Genomic DNA, 18,402 nt, shown 5'->3' with positions numbered 1-18,402 from the left:
CGTTCCGCACAGGGACGATGGCGAGCGGCGGCCGTGTACCGGAAAGATTCTCCAGCTGAATGAGGCTGGTGGTCACCTCAGCGGCGGAAACCGCCGCCGCCACCACCGCCGAAGCCACCACCACCGAAGCCGCCACCGCCGACGCCGCCACCACCGCCGACGCCACCACCACCACCGACGCCACCACCGCCGACGCCACCACCACCGACGCCACCGCCGCCGACCTTTGAGCCACCGGACGACGCGCCACCGGAAGAGGCGCCACCCGACGATGCCCCGCCGGGGGATGCTTTTCCGCTGGAGTCGCCACTGGATGTACCACCGCCGGACGCACCGCCACTGGAAGCGCCACCGCCCGAAGCACCGCCGCCTGAGGCGCCACCACCGGAAGCGCCACCACCGGAAGCGCCACCACCGGAAGCGCCACCGCCCGAAGCACCACCGCCCGAGTCACTTCCGCCGGAAGCACTGCCACCGGAATGACCACCACCCGAGGCTCCGCCGCCAGATGCGCCACCACCCGAGGTACCACCACCAGATGCGCCACCGCCTGACGCGCCACCACCGGAATCTTCACCGCCTGACGCACCACCGCCGGAAGCACCGCTGTCCGATCCGTCGCTGGATTCACCACCGCTGGTCTCACCGCCCGACGCGCCGCCGGAGGTGTCGCCCGTGGTGCCGCCGGACGCACCGCCTGCTGAGCTCTCGGTGCCACCCGTTGTGCCACCGCTGGGGGCGCCGCCGTCGGTCGAGCCGGTGCCGGCTGTTTCGCCGGGCGAGGTACCCCCGGGGGTCGTGCCGCTGGTTTCGGTGCCGCCGGTCGTGCCGGACGGGGCTGTGCCCGTGCCGCTTCCGCCGGCGGATCCCGAGGTGTCGGTGGAGGGCGATGTCGTGCCGCCCGTTGGCGAGGTGGGGGCGGGCGCCGTGCCGGGAGTCGTGGCACCGGGTTCGGTGGGTGTATACGGCGTGGGGATCGAAGGGGTGCCCGAGCCGGGGCCGGTGACCGGTCCCGGGTGCCCGGGAGTGCCCGGGTTGGTCGGGGCGTTCTGGGAGGGCGTCCCGAGGTAGAAGGGCAGGGGGTTGATGAAGCGGGCCGGGTCGCCGTAGGTGGTCCTGGCCAGCGGTGAACGACAGTCGTCGCTGTGGCTGGGGCCGCCGCGCTCGCCGCCGGTGCGGGTCGTGTCGCGGCCGGCGTTCGCGGGGGCGACGATCATTTCGTAGGCCGTCTGCGCGGCGACGGCGGCTGCGGCTGCGACGCGGACCCGGCCGGTGAGTGGGTCGACGGCACCGAGCAGACCGGAGTTCTGGGCGGCGACGAGGTCGGCGCTCATGTCGTAGAGCAGTGCTTCGGCGGGGGCGCCGAGGGCGGGGAAACGGTCGAGGACCGGGGTCAGGCCGGGGTCGAAGGGGCTGCCGAACACCGTCATCGCCGACATGGCGAGCGCGGAGACGACTGCCGCGCTGGAGAACACGGCGACATGCGGCGCCGCGGAGCCGCCCTGCTGCACGGGGGCGAATGTGCGGGCCGCCAAGGCTGCCGCGCCGGAGGCGATCACCTGGCCGGGGTCGGCGACGGTGACCAGCGGGACGCCGAGTTCGGCCAGCGTGCGCGCGACCTCGGGCGGACGCGAAGCCCCGCCGACTACCAGGATGCGCGAGAGATCGGCCAGGCGCAGGCCCGCGCCGGCCACGCTCTTGCTGACCAGCGGGAAGGTGTCGCGGATGTGCTCGGAGCGCAGCGCGTCGATGTTCACCATCGAGGTGAGCGTCTGCGTGGCGCGGCTCGACCGGGGCGAACCGGCGTAGCGGGCGACCATCTCACCCAGCGGCTTGCCACCGAAATCGGTGGAGCGCATCGGAGTTCCGACCATCGGATGATGCGGCCAGTCCGGCCCGACGCGCAGAACGGTGAGGTCGAGACTGTTCGCACCCAGGTCGTAGACGAGGACGAAACCCGGAGCCAACGGCCCCTGATCGACCTCGAGCCACTCCGCGGCCGCGACCGGTTCCGGCACGAGCAGCACCTGTCCGGCGCCTGCCAGGTGCAGCGCCTGCCCGAGCAGCCCGACCTGTTTGTCGGAATACACTGCCGGATACGTCAATACGGCGCCGGCGGCCGGTTCGGCCAGCTCGATCAGCCCCGTGACGACCGCGGCGATCAGGTTGGTCGCCGAGTAGAACCGGCCACCGATCACCATCGGCTCCGGCTCGCGGCCCAGGTCCGCGAAATCCGTCACCGCCGAGGCGAATTCGTTGATCGCTCCGATGCGGGGCCGACCCGCTTCGTCGAAGGTGAGTGCGGTACGCCGTGCGCGCACCGCCGGTTTGGCCGGATCATCGGCTACTACCGCCGTAATCGCATTGACCGTACCGATGCTTAAGCCCAGACCTCTGGTCATGTATTTGCTATCCCGTCAACGCACCGTGACCACGTCCAGCACGCGAGCGCACCATGTGGCCGCGGTCGTCTTCCAAACAGCTCGCACAGATTAACCGGCACAAAGCCGAATTGCTGCCTGATTGATACAAAAGACGTGACCTTTGGCCCTTGTTGGGAGATTTTCGCAGGTTACTAGGTATACGGACAAGCGTCCAGTCCCCTGAACGCTTCCGAAGCGACTGACAGACTCCGAGAGCCAGCTACTCGCGAGTAATCGACTTGAGCCCCTAGTGAATACATTCTCTCGGTCTGTTATGGCCACCGATTAATGCACTTACCGACTGGTAATCAATTCAATTACTGCCTAGCGGATTTCGAATATCGCCGCATTGCAGTGCCGCATATCGAAGTACGCGCCGAAGCCTATGACGCGTCAACGTCACGGCCGATACCCGCCAGCACAGCCCTGCTCGCCGCGGTTGACTCGAAACGCGGAGAGACGCCGAGTCGAACTCCGAATAGCAAGGGAGAGAAGGGAATAACTATGTCCACTCGTTTTGCCGACCAGGTCGTCCTCGTCACCGGCGCCGGTTCCGGCATCGGCAAGGCGGTCGCGCAGCGGGTCGCGTCCGAGGGCGCCGCCGTGGTCCTCGGGTCCCGCGGCAAGGATCAGGGCGAGCAGGTCGCCGAGGAGATCCGCGCGGCGGGCGGACGCGCGCTGTTCGTTCCCACCGACGTCACGGTCGACGCCGATGTCGAACGCCTCACCCAGGCCGCGCTCACCGAGTACGGCAGGCTCGACGCGGCGTTCAACAACGCGGGCGCGGTCACCGCGTTCGGTTCGGTCGCCGAGATCGACGACGCGGCGTGGCGCGCCGAGCTCGACCTGAACCTGACCGGGGTGTTCCACGGGCTGCGGCACCAGGTGCCCGCGATCATCGGCTCCGGCGGCGGCACGATCCTGAACAACGCGTCCAACCTCGGTGTCGTCGGCATGGCGTCGGTGGCGCCGTATGTGGCGGCCAAGCACGGCGTCGTCGGGCTCACCAGGTCGGTGGCGCTGGAGACGGCGGCGGCGGGCCTGCGGGTCAACGCGCTCGTCTCCGGCGCGGTCGACACTCCGGCGTTCCGCGCGTCGATGGGGGCCACCCCGGAGGGCGAGGCGGCGATCGCGGCGCTGCACCCGATCGGGCGGATAGCCAAGCCTGAGGAGATCGCGGCACTGTGCGCGTTCCTGCTCAGCGACGAGGCGTCCTTCGTCACCGGAGCCGCGGTCACGGTGGACGGCGGCTTCACCGCGCAGTGAACGCCGAAGGCCCGCTACGTCGCATGCGGACGACGTAGCGGGCCTTCGGTTTCGCGCGAATCAGCCGCGAGCGAGCAGCCGCCGGAGCGGGCGCTCGTGCGACGCCGCGGCACCGCCTGCGCGCGCCTGGGGTCGGCGGGCGCGCACCAGACGATCGAACTCCCGTGCGTCACGGGCGGGCTCGCGCAGCTTGCCGGTGTTGAAATCCTCGGCGAGTTGCTGCACGGTCTCCTGCGCGCAGGACTTGTTGGTCCCGATGAAGCCGGTCGGGCCGCGCTTGATCCAGCCGGTCACATACGTGCCGGTGACGACCGCGCCACCCGCGGCGGTGAGCACCCGACCCTGCTCGTTCGGGATGACGCCACGCGCGTCGTCGAACGGCAGATCCTTGGTCGGCACCCCGCGGTAGCCGACCGAGGTGAGCACGACGCCCGCCTCGAGCAGATCGGTGTCGCCGGTCGGCACCGCACTGGTGCGGCCATCGGCGTCGGTGACCAGCTCGTTGCGCTCGACCCGCACACCCGTCACCGTGTCGGTGCCGAGGATCTCTACCGGCGAGGACAGGTAGCGGAACACGATGCGCCTGCGCTCGCCGAACGGGCGATTCGCGACGCTGTGCAGCAGGCGCAGCTTCTGCTCGATCTTGTACGGCAGCTCGGGGGTGACCTCGGGCAGCTCGCCCTCGATCGCGATGTCGATGTCGGCGGCCAGCAGGCCGACGAACTCGGGCACCGTGAAGGCCGACTCGGCGGGGCCGCGACGACCCAGGATCACGACCTCTTCGATCTTGCTCTCCCGCAACGCCTTCAGCGCGTAGGGCGCGATGTCGGTGCCTGCCAGCGTGGCCGGATCGACGGTCAGGATGCGGGCGACATCGAGGGCGACGTTGCCGTTGCCGACGATCACCACGCGCTTCTGGTTCAGATCGAACTGGTCGTCGACGTGCTCGGGATGGCCGTTGTACCAGGCGACGAAGTCGGTGGCCGACACATTGCCGGACAGACCCTCACCCGGGATGCCCAGCTTCCGATCCGAGGACGCGCCGACGGCGTAGATCACGCCGTGGAAGTGCTCGAGCAGATCGGCGTGGCTGATGTGCTTGCCGATCTCCACGTCGAGGTAGGTACCGAAGTCCTCCTGCTTCGACATCACGTCGAACAGGTCGGCGACCTGGCGGGTGCGCTTGTGGTCGGGCGCGACACCGAGCCGGGCCAGACCGTAGGCCTGCGGCAGCCGGTCGAACATGGTGACCGCGACGCCGGGCTGGGTCAGCAGCTCGTCGGCGGCGTACATCGCCGACGGGCCGGAGCCGACGATGGCCACGCGCAGCGGCGAACGCTGGGTGTCGATCGCGGGCGGCATCACGGGCCTGGCCAGAGTCGGCCGGTCGCGCTGGATGCGGTAGAAATCGGCGTTGATCTCGATGAAGGGCTTCTGCTCTTCGGTGAGCTTCTTCGACGAGGTGATGGCGTCGACGGGGCACGCGGTGGCGCAGGCGCCACAGTCCACGCACGCCGCCGGATCGACGTAGAGCATCTCCGCGGTGCGGAAGTCCGGTTCATCCGGGGTGGGATGAATGCAGTTGACCGGGCATGCGTAGACGCACGAGGCGTCGCTACAGCACGACTGGGTGACGACGTAGGGCATGGTCGCTACCGCGTCTCAGGCCGCGTGCTTCGCGGATCGCTTGGGCTCCGAGCGGTACCGGCTCGACGGGCCGTCGATACCGAGCAGCTTCCACACCTTCTTGGCGACCGGGTTCATCAGGCCGATCTCCTCGGCGAGCGCACGCACGTCGATGAAGTAGTCGGCGAAGACCTGCTTGGCCTCCTTGGAACCGTAGAACAGCTCCTTGCGGACATCGGCCGGCATGTCGAACTGCTTGAAGAAGGTCTTCGGCGGCGTCGCGATGGCACGGCCGAGCACGAACATGATGATCGGCATGGCCACCGAGAGCACGAACCTGTTGAACGCGGGCTGAGCCGGAACGTTCTTCTTCAGGAACTCGTGGGCGAAGGAGATGTGGCGAGCTTCCTCGGCCACGTGGATCGCCATCACGCCGCGCATGATCGGGTGGATGTCGTCACCCGAGCGCAGGATGTCCTTCTGGATGTGGTCGATCGGCTCTTCGCCGGCGAGCACGGCCATGAAGAAGAAGTTCGGGAGCAGCGCGCCTGCCGGCGCGGCCAGGTGGCGCAGCTGACGCACGAGCGGGTTCATGCCCGGCACGTCGGCGACGCGGTTGACCATCTCCTGGAACATCAGAGTGTGGTTGTGCTCTTCGATCATCTCGTGCGAGCAGTACCGGAACTCCGGGTCATTGTTCTTCAGGTTGAAGATGTGCTGCATCATGCCGATGATCAGGATGGCCTCGAACTGCAGGCCGACCTTGGCGACATTGGCCTGGCGGACCTTGCCGATCTCGATCTTCTTATCCAGTGGCAGCGCCTGGTACCAGGCGTGGCGGCCGATCGGGTCGGCCGAGGTGACCAGGACCCAGCGCTCGGGCTTGTAGTCCGGGTCGAACTCGGGGTTGTCCCAGTCGATGTCCTCGAACGGGTCGAAGTGGCGGTTGACCGACGCCTCCGACAGCATCAGCAACTTCTCGGCGTACGCCTGAGCCTCCGCGACTACGGGATCGACGTCAGGGGTGGTGGGCGCAGACATCGTCGTCACTGCCTCTCCTCAAGGGACGTTTACTGTTTCCAATAGTTACACCTACGAGGAGTCACGTCAACTCTGCCACCTTCCCGATTTTCCCAGGCCCGGCGTGTCGAAATGCCTGGAGGAAAAGCTACTCACCAGTAAAAATGGTTCTACCTGTGACACTGCGTCATGCACAGTTGTAGGAAGCCGCCGGGCGGGCACGGGAAATTGGTTCGCGCCGAGCGCGCCGTTTCGCCGTATGTACCGCCGGTACCGGCTACCCTGCGCGGACGCGGCGCGGAGGGACAGCACTGTGGGCGCCAGCGAACGGCTCGACAACTCATGCGGCGGCGCGGGCGGGATGTTCGCGTCGGCCGTCGCCACCGCCGCCGATGCCGGTGTCGCTGATGAATCCGCCGGTCACCGCCAGTCCCCGGGCCGCGGCCGTGCCGTCGAGCTCGGCCCCCAGGTTCCCGAGCACAATCGACGAAGCCCGCGTGCTCCCCGCATGCTCGGCCCCGCCCGGTTCGGTGCGGCCGCGACCGCACCGAACCCATATCGTTCCACCGGGTGACCCCGGGCAACAGGGGCGCGGGATCTCAGCTCTGCGGCAGATCCGGGATCCGGGTGGCCCTGGCGTAGACCGTCTCGCCCTCGCTCAGATGCAGGGCCGCGGCGTCACCGCGGGTGACCTGCGCGGCGAACTGATCGCCGGTCGCGGCATTGCGCAGTTCGAGGCGCACCTCGAAACCGAGCCGGACGATGCGTTCGACCGTGGCCCTGGTGACGCCCGCGGACTCCGCGGTGCCCTCGTGTTCGGCCATCGCCATGCTCGGATCCCGGCCGACGCGGATGTCGTGCGGGCGCACGAGATGACCGTTGAGCCGGGCCACCGCACCGAGGAACGACATGACGAACTCGTTGGCGGGCCGGTCGTAGACGTCCTCGGGCGAACCGACCTGTTCGATGCGGCCCTTGTTCATCACCGCGATCCGGTCGGCGACATCGAGCGCCTCCTCCTGGTCGTGGGTGACCAGCACGGTCGTCACGTGGACCTCGTCGTGCAGCCTGCGCAGCCATTTCCGCAGGTCCGTGCGGACCTTGGCGTCGAGGGCGCCGAACGGCTCGTCGAGCAGCAGCACCTGCGGGTCGACGGCGAGCGCGCGCGCCAGAGCCATGCGCTGGCGCTGGCCACCGGAGAGCTGCGCCGGGTAGCGATGCTGGAAACCGTCGAGCCCGACGATACCGAGCAGCTCGTCGACGCGCTTGTCGATCTCCTTCTTCGGCCGCTTGCGGATGGTCAGGCCGAAGGCGACGTTGTCGCGGACCGTCATGTGCTTGAACGCGGCGTAGTGCTGGAACACGAAGCCGATGTCGCGCTTCTGCGGCGCCACGTGGGTGACGTCGTTGCCCGCGATCGAGACGATGCCCGAGTCCAGCGACTCCAGGCCCGCGATCGAGCGCAGCAGCGTCGACTTGCCCGAACCGGACGGGCCGAGCAGGGCGGTCAGCTCACCCGAGGTGATGTCGATGCTGACGTCGTCGAGAGCGGCGAAGGAACCGTAGTTCTTGCGCGCGTTGGTCACGGTGATCATTCGGTGCCCCGCTTGCGTTCGAGGAGAGTCATCAGGAGAAGTACCACCAGGGCCATGCCCATCAGCAGGGTGGCCGCGCTGTAGGCGCCGAAGGTGTTGTGGTCGTTGATGTAGCGACCGTGCACCAGCAGGGTCAGCGTCTGTGACTTGCCGGGCAGTGCGGTCGAGACCATGATCACCGCGCCGAACTCGCCGAGCGCGCGGGCAACCGTGAGCACGACACCGTAGGTCAGGCCCCAGCGGATGGCGGGCAGGGTGATCCGCCAGAAGGTCTGCCAGCGGGACGCGCCGAGGGTGGCCGCGGCCTGTTCCTGGTCGTCGCCGATCTCGTGCAGCACCGGCTCGACCTCGCGCACCACGAACGGCAGCGTCACGAAGATGGTGGCGATCACCATGCCGGGCAGGCTGAAGATCACCTTGAAGCCGGCCGATTCCAAGCCGCCGAACCAGCCGCCCGCACCCCACAGCAGGATCAGCGAGACACCGACGACCACCGGCGACACCGCGAACGGCAGGTCGACGATGCCCTGCACCAGGCTGCGCCCGGGGAACTTGCTGCGGACCAGCGCCAGCGCCGTCACGACGCCGAAGACCACGTTCAACGGGACGACGATCGCCACGATGAGCATCGACAGCTGGAACGCCGAGATCGCCGCGGGCGTGGTGATCGAGGCAAGGAAGGCCCCGATCCCCCGCTCGAACGTGCGCCACAAGATGATCACCAGCGGCAGCACGAGCAGCACGAGCAGATAGCCGAGGGCCACCGTGCGCAGCGAGAGCCGCGTGAACAGGGACAGCTTCATCGGGCCGCCTCTTCCTTCCGCGCAGTGCGCTCGGCGAGCAGCCGCAGGACGAGCAGGCTGGCGAAGGAGATGGCCAGCAGTGCCACCGACACCGCGGCCGCGTTGATCGGCCGGTCCACCTCGATCTGCTGCTGGATGTACTGCGAGGTCATCTGCGTCTCGCGCGGGATGTTGCCGCCGATCAGCACGACCGAGCCGTATTCGCCGATCGCCCTGGCGAAGGCGAGCCCGCCGCCGGAGATGATCGCCGGGGCCAGCGTCGGCAGCACGATGCGGCGGAAGGTGATCCAGTTGCTCGCGCCCAGCGAGAGCGCGGCCTGCTCCACTTCCTTGTCGACCTCGATCAGCACCGGCTGCACCGACCGCACCACGAACGGCAGCGTGACGAAGGCCAGCGCCACCACCAGACCGGGCTGGGTGGCGTTGAGGTGGATGTCGATCGGGCTGTTCGGGCCGTAGAGCGAGAGCAGCACGATCGAGGCGACGATCGTCGGCAGCGCGAACGGCAGATCGATCAGCGCGTTGACGACGCTCTTGCCGGGGAATTCGTCACGCACCAGCACCCAGGCGATCAGGGTGCCCATCACGACGTTGAGCACGGCGACGACCACCGAGACACCGACGGTGATGCGCAACGAGTCCAGCGCCGCGGGCGCGGTGACCGCGTCCCAGAAGCCGGACCAGCCGTCCTCGAACGAGCTGACGGTCAGCGCCGCCAACGGAAGCAGCACGATGACGCTGAGCCACAGCACGGCGATGGCGATACCGAGCGGGCCCACCGAGCCGGTCACGCGCAGCCACGACCATCGCGGGCCTCGAAACTTACCGGCGACGCCGGGATCGGGAGTTGTCCCGGTCCCGGCGTGCCCACTGCTGTCAGTCACAGTTGTCCAGTATCGCGTGTGCGCTGGGTCACGACCTACTTGGTGGCCTGGTCGTAGATGACCGCGACCTTGCCGGTGCCCTGTGCGAACAGTTCCTTGTCGACGGCCTTCCAGCCACCGAGGTCATCGATGGTCCACAGCTTGGCCGGGGTCGGGAAGTCGGCGGCGAACTCGGCGGCGACCTTCGGGTCGACCGGACGGAAGCCGGCCTGCGCCCACGCCTTCTGGCCCTCGGGGGTGAACAGGAAGTCGCGGAACGCGGTGGCCTTGGCCAGGTTCTTGGAGTTCTTCAGCACCGCGACCGGGTTCTCGATCTTGAAGGTGGTCGGCGGGTTGATGTGCTCGATCGGGTCACCCTTGCGCTCGGAGAAGATGGCCTCGTTCTCGTAGCTCAGCAGCACGTCACCGGTGCCCTGCAGGAAGGTCTCGGTGGCTTCGCGGCCCGACTTGGGCTGCACCTTGACGTGCTCGGGCGAGATCAGCTGCGACAGGTAGTCCAGGCCTGCCTGCTGGTTCTTGCCGCCGTCGCTCTTGGCGGCGTAGGGGGCGAGCAGGTTCCACTTGGCCGAGCCCGAGCTGAACGGGTTCGGGGTGACGACCTCGACACCGGGCTTGAGCAGGTCGTCCCAGTCCTTGATGCCCTTGGGGTTGCCCTTGCGCACGACCAGGGTGACGACCGAGCCGAACGGGATGCCCTTGCTCGCGTCGGCGTTCCAGTTCGACTCCACCAGGCCCGCGTCGACGAGGCGGGTGATGTCGGGCTCGACGGAGAAGTTGACGACGTCGGCCTCGGCGCCGTCCTTGACCTTGCGCGACTGGTCACCGGAGGCGCCGTAGGAGGCCTGGACCTGGACGCCCTTGCCCGCCTCGGTCTTGTTGAACTCGGGCACGACCTTGTCGAAGCCCGGCTTCGGGACGGCGTAGGCGTAGAGATTGAGGGTGCCCCCGCTGCCGTCGGCTCCCGCGGCGCCGTCGGTCGAGTCACTGGCGCCACCGCCGCAGGCGGCCAGGGTGACCGCGGCGACAGCAGTGAGGGCGACAGCGGCGGCGCGGCGGCGCGAGCCGATCCAGGTGTTGCGAGACATCGGGTGAACCTTTCGGAAAGGACCTGCCGGACAACGTCTTTCGTTGCGACAGGATTACGCTCGTCGATCGGTAGACCTGCCGTGCGATGGACACACGGCAGTTGGCGCGACTCGGGCCCATTGACCCCCGGAGTAACGGACTACGACTGCGAAAGGAAAAGCGCGCGCCAGTCTACTGGGCAGAAACGCGCAGACGTGTCCGGTGGCCGATCACCGACAGAGGATGTCCGCGACAGCGAGGTTGCCGACAGCGATCAACGCCAGTTCATGGCGGATCTGCGGGGCGACACTCGATGACACAGGCAGACTGTAGCAGATTGCGACATGATGATTCGAATCGACGAGAGTTCCACACCGAGGGGGGATTTCATCCTATGACCATGGCTCCTGACCGCGTCCGGGTGCGTTTGCCGGAAATCAGCACGCGCGCCTGGGAACACCCCGCCGACCGCACCGCACTCGTGGCGCTGCGCTCGCTGAGCGGCTTCGACACGGTGCTGCGTGCGCTGTCGAGCCTGCTGCGGGAACGTCAGCACCGGCTGATGTACCTCGCGACCGCCGTGCGGGTCGACGACCGCCAGTTCCGCACGCTGCACGAGCTGCGCGCGGACTGTGTCGGAGTGCTCGACGCGCAGATCACACCGGAGATGTATGTCCTGCAGGACCCGTCGGTCAACGCCTTCACCATCGGCATGGACCGGCCGTTCATCGTGCTCACCACCGGCCTGCTCGAACTGATGGACACCGAGGAACTGCGGTTCGTCATCGGCCACGAGCTCGGGCACGCGCTGTCCGGGCACGCGGTGTACCGCACGATGCTCATGCACCTGATGCGGCTGTCGGCCTCGGTCGGCTGGCTGCCGGTCGGCGGCTGGGCGCTGCGGGCGATCGTGGCGGCGCTGATGGAGTGGAGCCGCAAGTCGGAGTTGTCCGGCGACCGGGCCGGGCTGCTGTGCTGCCAGGACGTGGAAGCCTCGGTGCGGGTGCACATGAAGACCGCCGGCGGCGCCTGGCTGCACGAGATGAACCACGGCGCGTTCCTCGACCAGGCCGACGACTACCTGCGCTCGGGTGATCTGCGAGACGGCGTCCTCAAGCTGCTCAACCTGGAACTGCAGTCGCATCCGTTCTCGGTGCTGCGCGCCGCCGAACTGCGCCGCTGGATCCAGTCCGGCGAGTACGAGCGGGTTCTCGGCGGCAGCTACCCGCGCCGCGAGCACGACAAGAACGCGCGGATCAGCGACGAGGTCAAGCAGGCGGCGCGCAGCTACCGCGAGTCCTTCGACCAGTCCGAGGACCTGTTCGTGCGCACCGTGCGTGACCTGGGCAAGGACGTGGGTTCGGCGGTGAACACCGTCGGCCATGAAGTCGGGCGAACGGTCGCCGACCTGGGCAAACGCTTCGACGACTGGCGCAAGAACTAGACCGGAAGCGCCGGCGCGGGCGACTGCTCGCGCCGGTGCGTCACCGGGTGAAGAACCAGGCGATGACGACGAGAACGAGAAGGGCAACCAGGGCGAGCTGAACGCGGGAACGTGGCATCAGCGGGCACCGCTGCCGACGGTCGGGCGCGCGGCGGCGACGGGTACCGGCGCTGCCGCCGTCACCGGCACGGCGGCCGGGATCGACGGCTCGATGCGATCCCCGCGGCCGAGCAGGCGGAAGGCCGCCCGCAGGGCGCGGTCGAGCAGGAAGGCGATGGCGAAGCTGATCGGGACCATGCCGACCAGCACGACGAGGAACTGGGGGATGAAGGGCAGCCCGGCTACCCAGAGTTCGAAGCCGTCCCACCAACCTGCGATGCGTTGCACCCCGACCACACTAGTCGGTGACGGTGAACGGGCGAATCGGCGTGGCTGTGACCGGCGGAACTGCACCGTCGACGCGGCAACGGTGGACGAGAGCGGGCAGCGCGCTGATGATGGGGTATGGAGTCTTCCAGCGCCGACAGCCTGCCGATTCTGAGTCCGGTCTCCTCCAGCGGCCGTCGCGGCGCCTTCCCGCCGATCGACGATTACGCCTTTCTCTCTGATTGCGAGACGAACTGCCTGATCGCCAGCAGCGGCTCGGTGGAGTGGATGTGTGTCCCCCGGCCCGACTCCCCCAGCGTGTTCGGCGCCATCCTCGACCGCAGCGCCGGGCATTTCCGGATCGGGCCCTACGGCAAGCACGTGCCCGCCGCGCGGCGGTACCTGCCGGGCGGGATGATCCTCGAGACGACCTGGCAGACCGAGACCGGCTGGCTGATCGTGCGCGACGCGCTGGTCCTCGGCCCGTGGCACAACAATATGGCCCGTTCCAAGACCCACCGCCGCACCCCGATGGACTGGGACGCCGAGCACATCCTGCTGCGGACGGTGAAATGTGTCAGCGGCACAGTCGAATTGGAGATGAGCTGCCAGCCCTCGTTCGACTATCACCGCGGCGGCGCGCGCTGGGCGTACACCGGCAACGTCTACGAGGAGGTGACGGCGGTGGCGGTGAACAATCCCGAGACCGGGGCGTCCCTTGTGCTCACCACCGACCTGCGCATCGGCCTGGAGGGCCGGGAGGCGCGGGCGCGCACGCGGATGAGCGAGGGCGATTCGGTGTTCGTCGCGCTGTCCTGGTCGGATCTGCCCGCTCCCGCCTCCTTCGACGAGGCGGCGAAGAAGATGTGGACGACCGCCGAATGCTGGCGCCGCTGGATCACTCTCGGTGACTTCCCCGACCATCCGTGGCGCAGCTACCTGCAGCGCAGCGCGCTGACACTGAAGGGCCTCACTTACGCGCCGACCGGCGCGCTGCTGGCCGCCGCCACCACCTCGCTGCCGGAAACCCCCGGCGGAGAGCGCAACTGGGACTACCGCTACACCTGGGTGCGCGACTCCAGTTTCGCGCTGTGGGGTCTGTACACCCTCGGCCTCGACCGCGAGGCCAACGACTTCTTCAACTTCCTCAACGACGCGACCACCGGCGACAACGGTGACGCGCTGCCCCTGCAGGTGCTCTACGGCATCGGCGGCGAACGCCGGATCACCGAGGAGATCCTGCCCAACCTGTCCGGCTACGACAACTCGCGACCGGTGCGTATCGGCAATGCCGCCTACAACCAGGACCAGCACGACATCTGGGGCACCATGCTCGATGCCGTGTACCTGCACGTGAAATCCCTGCAGCAAGTGCCGGAATCACTCTGGCCGATGCTGGAACGGACCGTGAACGCCGCGATCTCGCGCTGGCGCGAACCCGATCGCGGCATCTGGGAGGTGCGCGGCGAGCCACAGCAGTTCACCTCCTCGAAGGTGATGTGCTGGGTCGCCCTCGACCGCGGCGCCCGGCTGGCCCAGCTGCACGGCCAGTTCGAACGGGCCTACGAGTGGTTCGACATCGCCGAGGAGATCCGCGAGGACGTCCTCGCCAACGGCGTCGACGAGGACGGCGTGTTCACCCAGACCTACGGCAGCCGCACCCTCGACGCGTCGCTGCTGCTGGTGGTGCTGACCCGGTTCCTGCCCCCGGACGACTACCGCGTGAAGGCGACCGTGCTCGCCATCGCCGACCGGCTCACCGTGCACGGCCTGGTACTGCGCTACGACACCGACACCACCGACGACGGGCTCACCGGTGAGGAGGGCACCTTCACCATCTGCTCGTTCTGGCTGGTGTCGGCGCTGGTGGAGATCGGCGAACTCGAACGCGCCACCCAGCTGTGCGAGCGGCTGCTCGGCCTGGCCAGCCCGCTGCGCCTCTACGCCGAGGAGATCGACCCGCACACCGGCAGGCACCTGGGCAACTTCCCGCAGGCGTTCACCCATCTGGCGCTGATCAACGCGGTGACCCACGTGATCAGGGCGGAGGACTCCCGCCAGGCCGGTCAGTTCCAGCCTGCGCACACGCCGTCGAACCGGCCTGCCTGAGCGTCAGTAGGTGAGACGTTCGGCGCGTTCCCGTAGCCCGGCCAGCGTGCGCAGGCCCGCATCGATCTCGGTGATGCGCAGTTCGCGGTGGTCGCCGTAGCGCAGGCCGGTCTCCTCGGCGGCGCGCAACGCCTCCTCGGCGGTGCGGCCCACCTCGGCGGCGATCTCGGTGTAGTGGTCACGCAGCACCCGCTGCAGGGTGCGCAGGCGGTTGCGGGATTCCTTGCCCACCTGGAAGATCACGTCGTCGGCCAGCCGGGCCACGGCCACCTTGGCCTCGGACTGCCTGCGCTGCTTGCGGTTGCGGCGGTCGTCCCACAGCGCGTTCACACCCAGCAGCACGCCCGCGCCCGCGGAATACCAGTTGACCAGCGACATTCCGAGCAGGCTTGTGGCCAGACCGACCATCAGGATGCCGCCGTAGGAACCGCGCAGCGCCGAGAGCGCCTGCTGTCCGACACTGGATTTCGCGCTTTCGAGGGTCTCCAGCGGCTGCACCGGATCGAGCACGTCGCCGGGGTTGGTCAGGCGCAGCTCGGGCAGCGGCGGGGTGCGGTTGTCGGGCGGGAACTTCGTGGCCACCTGCTCGGCGAGTTCGACGGCGCGGTAGTGCGCCATCACGAAGTTCTCCTCGACGGCCTCGCAGATCCGCGCGTCGAGCTCGGTGGCGAAATCGGACCACTTGCGCGCCGGATCGGTGCGGGCGATCTCGGCCTCGGCCTCCCGGACCAGGGTGCGTAGTCGATGCCGCAGATCGTGTTCGATGTCGGCGCTCAGCTCGGAGCTGCCGTCGACGAGGGTGACCTGCCAGGTGGCGGTGCGCTGACGCAGCTGATCGGCCTCGGCGCGGGCGGCCGCGAGTCGCTGGGTGATCTCGGCACGCCTGCGCGGATCGCGCAGGGTCTCGGCCTCGGCCCGCAGGGTGACGCCGAGCTGATCGGTGACCAGGGCGATATCGCGCACCGCGGCGGCCACGGCGACCGAATCGGCCTGGGCGACAACATAGTCGTGCAGGTGATCGATGAGCTGGGGTATCCCGGACTCGATGTCGCGCTGCTGGTCGCCGGTCTCCTCGGCCTGCCGGTGCAGCAGCGCCGAGACCGGGGCGACCGCGAAATTCAGTCCGGCGCCGTCGAGCAGCGCGCGGTTGCGCCGCTGGGTCAGCGACCAGTGCGGGTTGCGGTCGATCTTGGTGAGCACACACACCACCGACGCGCACACCTGCTCGACCCGGCGCAGGTAGTCCAGCTGCGCCTCGGTCAGCTCGGCGGCGGCGTCGGCGGCGTAGAGCACCACGTCGGCGGCGGCGATCATCGACCAGGCCGCGCTCTCGTGGGTGGCGGCGCCGGGGGCGTCCATCACCACGAGGCCGTCGGCCAGCAGCGGGCTCGGCTCGGCGAACTCCGCGCGCAGCACGCCGAGGGCGGTCAGCGCGGGGCCGGGGTTCAGCGGGTCGACGGGCACCCGCTCGACGCGGCCGCGCTGGGCCGACTTCACCAGCGTCGCGGCCGGCGCGGGCCCGTACTCGACGATCACCGGGACGCTCGGCTTGCCGTCGGTGGCGCTGACCGGGGTGCCGACCATGCTGTTGACCAGCGTGCTCATCCCGGCCTGCGGTTCACCGACGACGACAAGGCGAACCCTGGTGTCGCTGAGCCTGGCTCGCACCATCCCGAGCCGCGCGTCGAGGTCGTCCCGGCCGCCGCTGCGGACCAGTTCCCGCAATTCGTCGACAAGGGACACGACCGGAGCCATCACATCCGGATGCTTCACCGTCGCAGCCTGCAGTCCGGCAGCGGCAGACAACCTGTTCCTCACTCTCGTTTCAGGTGCCCGGCCGAGACTGGGACCACGTCATTTGGTCAGACGACCTGGTCGTCAGATGACGAAGTCATACCCATGGTGTTCGGCGGGAAACACGGCACCCGAAAGATCAGCGCCGCCAACCCCGGAATCGAACAGTCCGGCCGACACGCCATGGTAGCTGTCGGGCTGGTGATCGAAGTCGGCGGCGATCGGCTTCGTGTCGATGACCGGCGGTTTCACCGGAGCCACGGTCGGCTGCACGGTCACCACCGGCGGCGGGGTGACCACGGTCGGCGGATCGATGTCGACGGTCGGCTGCTTGGTCGGCATCGTCGGCTGCTGGGTCGGCGCGGTCGGCTGCTGGGTGGGCACCGTCGCCGTCGGCTGCGAGCCGGTGGGGTCGGGCACGTCGACGGTCGGCGTGCTCGGGTTGGTCGAGGGCGCCGTGACACCGCCGGTCGTGCCCGGCTTGGTGGTGTCGATGCCGTCGTCCGGGACGGTCGGCTTGGTGCCGCTGTTTCCCGCGGTCGGCGGCACGGTGACCTGGGGCTGCTTTGTGATCTCCGGCATGGTGGGAGCCGTTGTCGGCTTGGGCAGATCGGGCAGCTTCACCGTCGTCGGGGTGTCGAGATCGACCGTCGGCTGCTTGGACGGCACCGTCACCGGAACCGTCGACGGGGAGCTGCCACCGGTGACATCCGGCACCACAACGGGTTTGGTCGGCGCGAACAGCGCGGGCACCGAGGCGGCGGGCGCGGTCAGCGGCGAGGCGGCGCCTGCACCGCCGAAGACGTTGGCGATCGGCGTGGACGCGGCATCGGGCTGGATGGTCGTCTGCAGCGGTGTGCTGACCACCGGGCTGGTGGCGACCGGCGCGGGCGCGACGGGCGCGACCGGAGCCGGGGCGGGTGCGATCGGCGCGGGTGCCGTGGCAGGCGCGGTCACGGGGGTCTGGGCCAGCGCGGGCGCCGGGGCAGGCGCGGGTGCCACGCCTGACGGCGCGGTGGTCGTGCCGGGCAGGCCGACACCGGAGGACGAGGAACCGGGCAGGCTGGGGCCGGTGGGCGAGGTCATGCCGCCACCCGTCGCGCCGCCGGTGGTGTCGCCGGGAACCTTCAGGCCGTCGCCGAGCCACTTGCCGTAGTCGTCGAGCTGATCGCCGACCTGGCCGACCTGGCCGGTGACCTTCATCTGCGAGGTGAACCACACTCCGTCGAGGCCGACGTGCGCGTCGACCTGCCATTCGGTGTTCACCATGGCACCGATGCCGTCGAACATGTCGCCGATGCCGTCGAACGGCCCGTCGGCGGGCGGCGAACCGGCCGCACCGCCGGCGCCGGGCAGAGCGCCGGGTCCGCCGGGCAGGCCGATGCCGTCGAAGCCGGGGATACCGACACCGTTGCCGGGCAGGCCGTCGAAGCCGGGGATGCCGATGCCATGGCCGGGCAGGCCGAAGCCAGGCGAGTTCGGCAGGCCGAGCTGGTTGTCCTCGTCGTCGCCGAAGCCGGACTGGACGGGTGCGTAGCCGGGGAGTCCGAAGCCGGACGAGTGGTCGCCGACGCCGGGGATGCGGATGTCGGTGTCGCCGTCGGAGCCGGGAATCTCTGGGCGCCACTCGGATTCGGTGGATCGGGCGACCATCGAGACGTCAGGCGCGGCAGGCGCGGCAGGCGGGTGCGCGGCGAACGGGGCGTGCGGCGCCACGGGCGCGGGCAGATCCGCGAGATCGGGGAACGTCACGACCGGGCTCGGCGCGTCCGGGCTCGGATCGGAAGAAACCTTCGATGACCAGCCCGCGTAGCGGCTGTCGGCGTTGCTGTCGGCGTTGCTGGTGTCGGTGCCGTTCGCGGCGACCAAGGCGCCACCGGTGACGTAGGCGCCCGCCCGGGCTACGCGGGCGACACCGTTGGCGACGCGGTAGGCGGTATCGGTCCCTTCTGCGCGCGCGGCACCGTCATCGAAACCCAGATCACGCGTCATCAATGCTCCAACACT

At 68.9% G+C, this 18,402-nt stretch carries 15 protein-coding genes; 4 read left to right on the top strand and 11 right to left on the bottom strand.

Annotated elements, in window-relative coordinates; translation table 11 throughout:
- Positions 1-77: 77 nt before the first annotated feature.
- On the bottom strand, positions 78-2,402 hold the full coding sequence (locus ACWF9G_RS26525; protein WP_452518582.1) for an Hsp70 family protein: 2,325 nt from the start codon (positions 2,400-2,402) through the stop codon (positions 78-80).
- Positions 2,403-2,927: 525 nt separating this feature from the next.
- Between ACWF9G_RS26525 and ACWF9G_RS26520 the strand changes: the two genes are divergently transcribed.
- Complete coding sequence (locus ACWF9G_RS26520; RefSeq protein WP_452518581.1) at positions 2,928-3,689, top strand: SDR family NAD(P)-dependent oxidoreductase; 762 nt, start codon at positions 2,928-2,930, stop codon at positions 3,687-3,689.
- A gap of 60 nt (positions 3,690-3,749) precedes the next feature.
- Here the strand turns inward: ACWF9G_RS26520 and ACWF9G_RS26515 are convergent, their stop codons facing one another.
- Both ACWF9G_RS26515 and ACWF9G_RS26510 read right to left on the bottom strand, forming a co-directional pair.
- On the bottom strand, positions 3,750-5,336 hold the full coding sequence (locus ACWF9G_RS26515; protein ID WP_452518579.1) for an FAD-dependent oxidoreductase: 1,587 nt from the start codon (positions 5,334-5,336) through the stop codon (positions 3,750-3,752).
- Between the two features lie 15 nt (positions 5,337-5,351).
- The gene (locus ACWF9G_RS26510) at positions 5,352-6,356 is read right to left on the bottom strand and encodes an AurF N-oxygenase family protein (RefSeq protein WP_452518584.1); all 1,005 of its coding nucleotides are present in this window, start codon (positions 6,354-6,356) and stop codon (positions 5,352-5,354) included.
- A gap of 292 nt (positions 6,357-6,648) precedes the next feature.
- On the opposite strand from ACWF9G_RS26510, the gene ACWF9G_RS26505 reads away from it, so the two are divergent.
- Entirely contained in the window at positions 6,649-6,909 is a 261-nt protein-coding gene (locus ACWF9G_RS26505) for a hypothetical protein (protein ID WP_452518577.1), read from the top strand.
- A 25-nt stretch (positions 6,910-6,934) separates the two neighbouring features.
- Here ACWF9G_RS26505 and ACWF9G_RS26500 read toward each other — a convergent pair whose 3' ends face one another.
- From ACWF9G_RS26500 to ACWF9G_RS26480, 5 genes are all read right to left on the bottom strand, one after another.
- Complete coding sequence (locus ACWF9G_RS26500; RefSeq protein WP_379304983.1) at positions 6,935-7,930, bottom strand: sulfate/molybdate ABC transporter ATP-binding protein; 996 nt, start codon at positions 7,928-7,930, stop codon at positions 6,935-6,937.
- A complete protein-coding gene (gene cysW / locus ACWF9G_RS26495; protein ID WP_452518575.1) occupies positions 7,927-8,733 on the bottom strand; it encodes a sulfate ABC transporter permease subunit CysW in 807 nt (268 codons plus the stop codon). The genes ACWF9G_RS26500 and cysW overlap by 4 nt, the downstream gene beginning before the upstream one ends.
- On the bottom strand, positions 8,730-9,530 hold the full coding sequence (cysT, locus tag ACWF9G_RS26490) for a sulfate ABC transporter permease subunit CysT (RefSeq protein WP_452518583.1): 801 nt from the start codon (positions 9,528-9,530) through the stop codon (positions 8,730-8,732). The genes cysW and cysT overlap by 4 nt, the downstream gene beginning before the upstream one ends.
- A 122-nt stretch (positions 9,531-9,652) precedes the next feature.
- Positions 9,653-10,702 (bottom strand): sulfate ABC transporter substrate-binding protein, encoded by a 1,050-nt coding sequence (locus ACWF9G_RS26485; protein WP_379304987.1) that lies wholly within the window; start codon positions 10,700-10,702, stop codon positions 9,653-9,655.
- A gap of 210 nt (positions 10,703-10,912) precedes the next feature.
- The gene (locus ACWF9G_RS26480; protein WP_019045829.1) at positions 10,913-11,002 is read right to left on the bottom strand and encodes an Ms4533A family Cys-rich leader peptide; all 90 of its coding nucleotides are present in this window, start codon (positions 11,000-11,002) and stop codon (positions 10,913-10,915) included.
- Between the two features lie 74 nt (positions 11,003-11,076).
- Between ACWF9G_RS26480 and ACWF9G_RS26475 the strand changes: the two genes are divergently transcribed.
- Positions 11,077-12,126, top strand: coding sequence for a M48 family metallopeptidase (locus ACWF9G_RS26475; RefSeq protein ID WP_452518574.1), 1,050 nt, complete (start codon positions 11,077-11,079; stop codon positions 12,124-12,126).
- A gap of 117 nt (positions 12,127-12,243) precedes the next feature.
- Here ACWF9G_RS26475 and ACWF9G_RS26470 read toward each other — a convergent pair whose 3' ends face one another.
- A complete protein-coding gene (locus tag ACWF9G_RS26470) occupies positions 12,244-12,513 on the bottom strand; it encodes a hypothetical protein (RefSeq protein ID WP_379304991.1) in 270 nt (89 codons plus the stop codon).
- Positions 12,514-12,630: 117 nt separating this feature from the next.
- On the opposite strand from ACWF9G_RS26470, the gene ACWF9G_RS26465 reads away from it, so the two are divergent.
- A complete protein-coding gene (locus ACWF9G_RS26465) occupies positions 12,631-14,601 on the top strand; it encodes a glycoside hydrolase family 15 protein (protein WP_379304993.1) in 1,971 nt (656 codons plus the stop codon).
- Positions 14,602-14,604: 3 nt separating this feature from the next.
- Here ACWF9G_RS26465 and ACWF9G_RS26460 read toward each other — a convergent pair whose 3' ends face one another.
- Together ACWF9G_RS26460 and ACWF9G_RS26455 are read right to left on the bottom strand one after the other, a co-directional pair.
- Positions 14,605-16,374 (bottom strand): hypothetical protein, encoded by a 1,770-nt coding sequence (locus tag ACWF9G_RS26460; RefSeq protein WP_452518571.1) that lies wholly within the window; start codon positions 16,372-16,374, stop codon positions 14,605-14,607.
- A gap of 105 nt (positions 16,375-16,479) precedes the next feature.
- Complete coding sequence (locus ACWF9G_RS26455) at positions 16,480-18,387, bottom strand: hypothetical protein (RefSeq protein ID WP_452518569.1); 1,908 nt, start codon at positions 18,385-18,387, stop codon at positions 16,480-16,482.
- Positions 18,388-18,402: the final 15 nt, after the last annotated feature.

This window comes from Nocardia sp. NPDC055029, from assembly GCF_053608525.1.
The sequence above is the reverse complement of the archived record's forward strand: the minus strand, read 5'-3'. Positions and strand labels throughout refer to the sequence as shown.